Here is a 926-nt window from a genome sequence, read left to right on the forward strand (position 1 = left end):
CCTTACAAGCAAGGGGTCGCAGGTTCGAGCCCTGCATCCTCCACCATATAAGCCGGCCTAGCTCAACTGGTAGAGCAACTGACTTGTAATCAGTAGGTTGGGGGTTCAAGTCCTCTGGCCGGCACCACTTTTTAGAGCCATTAGCTCAGTTGGTAGAGCATCTGACTTTTAATCAGAGGGTCGGAGGTTCGAATCCTCCATGGCTCACCATTCAAGCGGGTGTGGCGGAATTGGCAGACGCGCTAGATTTAGGATCTAGTGTCTATTGACGTGGGGGTTCAAGTCCCTTCACCCGCACCATACAATATATTTACTTAATTGAATAATTGCGGAAGTAGTTCAGTGGTAGAACATCACCTTGCCAAGGTGGGGGTCGCGGGTTCGAATCCCGTCTTCCGCTCCAGGAAATCAACCATCTAGTTTGCCAGATGATTGATACATAATTCCTTGCCGGGGTGGCGGAATTGGCAGACGCACAGGACTTAAAATCCTGCGGTGGGTTTCCACCGTGCCGGTTCGAGTCCGGCCCTCGGCACCATTTTAGCGCCCGTAGCTCAATTGGATAGAGCGTTTGACTACGGATCAAGAGGTTAGGGGTTCGACTCCTCTCGGGTGCGCCATTTCGGGAAGTAGCTCAGCTTGGTAGAGCACTTGGTTTGGGACCAAGGGGTCGCAGGTTCGAATCCTGTCTTCCCGACCATTTTAATCTTTGAGATTGTGGGGCCTTAGCTCAGCTGGGAGAGCGCCTGCTTTGCACGCAGGAGGTCAGCGGTTCGATCCCGCTAGGCTCCACCATTTTAAACATTGATCATTGAAAACTGAACAAAACAACCAGTATGTGTAAGAAGAAAAGCAAAAAGCTAGCTTGTCAAAAGCGAGCACAAGTACAAACTATATTGAGAGTTTGATCTTGGCTCAGGACGAAC

General features: G+C 50.5%; 8 tRNA genes. All 8 read left to right on the top strand.

Annotated elements, in window-relative coordinates:
• Positions 1-51: 51 nt before the first annotated feature.
• The 8 genes from E0E32_RS00140 to E0E32_RS00175 all read left to right on the top strand — a co-directional run bounded on the left by E0E32_RS00140 (position 52) and on the right by E0E32_RS00175 (position 795).
• Positions 52-127: transfer RNA gene (locus E0E32_RS00140), tRNA-Thr, on the top strand.
• Positions 128-134: 7 nt separating this feature from the next.
• Positions 135-210: transfer RNA gene (locus E0E32_RS00145), tRNA-Lys, on the top strand.
• Positions 211-215: 5 nt separating this feature from the next.
• Positions 216-300: transfer RNA gene (locus E0E32_RS00150), tRNA-Leu, on the top strand.
• A gap of 28 nt (positions 301-328) precedes the next feature.
• Positions 329-403: transfer RNA gene (locus E0E32_RS00155), tRNA-Gly, on the top strand.
• Positions 404-449: 46 nt separating this feature from the next.
• Positions 450-538: transfer RNA gene (locus tag E0E32_RS00160), tRNA-Leu, on the top strand.
• A 5-nt stretch (positions 539-543) separates the two neighbouring features.
• Positions 544-620: transfer RNA gene (locus E0E32_RS00165), tRNA-Arg, on the top strand.
• A 3-nt stretch (positions 621-623) separates the two neighbouring features.
• Positions 624-700: transfer RNA gene (locus E0E32_RS00170), tRNA-Pro, on the top strand.
• 19 nt (positions 701-719) lie between these two features.
• Positions 720-795 (top strand) — tRNA-Ala (locus tag E0E32_RS00175).
• The last annotated feature ends 131 nt before the right edge of the window (positions 796-926 follow it).

Source organism: Gracilibacillus phocaeensis (assembly GCF_900626275.1).
GTDB classification, from domain to species: domain Bacteria; phylum Bacillota; class Bacilli; order Bacillales; family Amphibacillaceae; genus Gracilibacillus; species Gracilibacillus timonensis.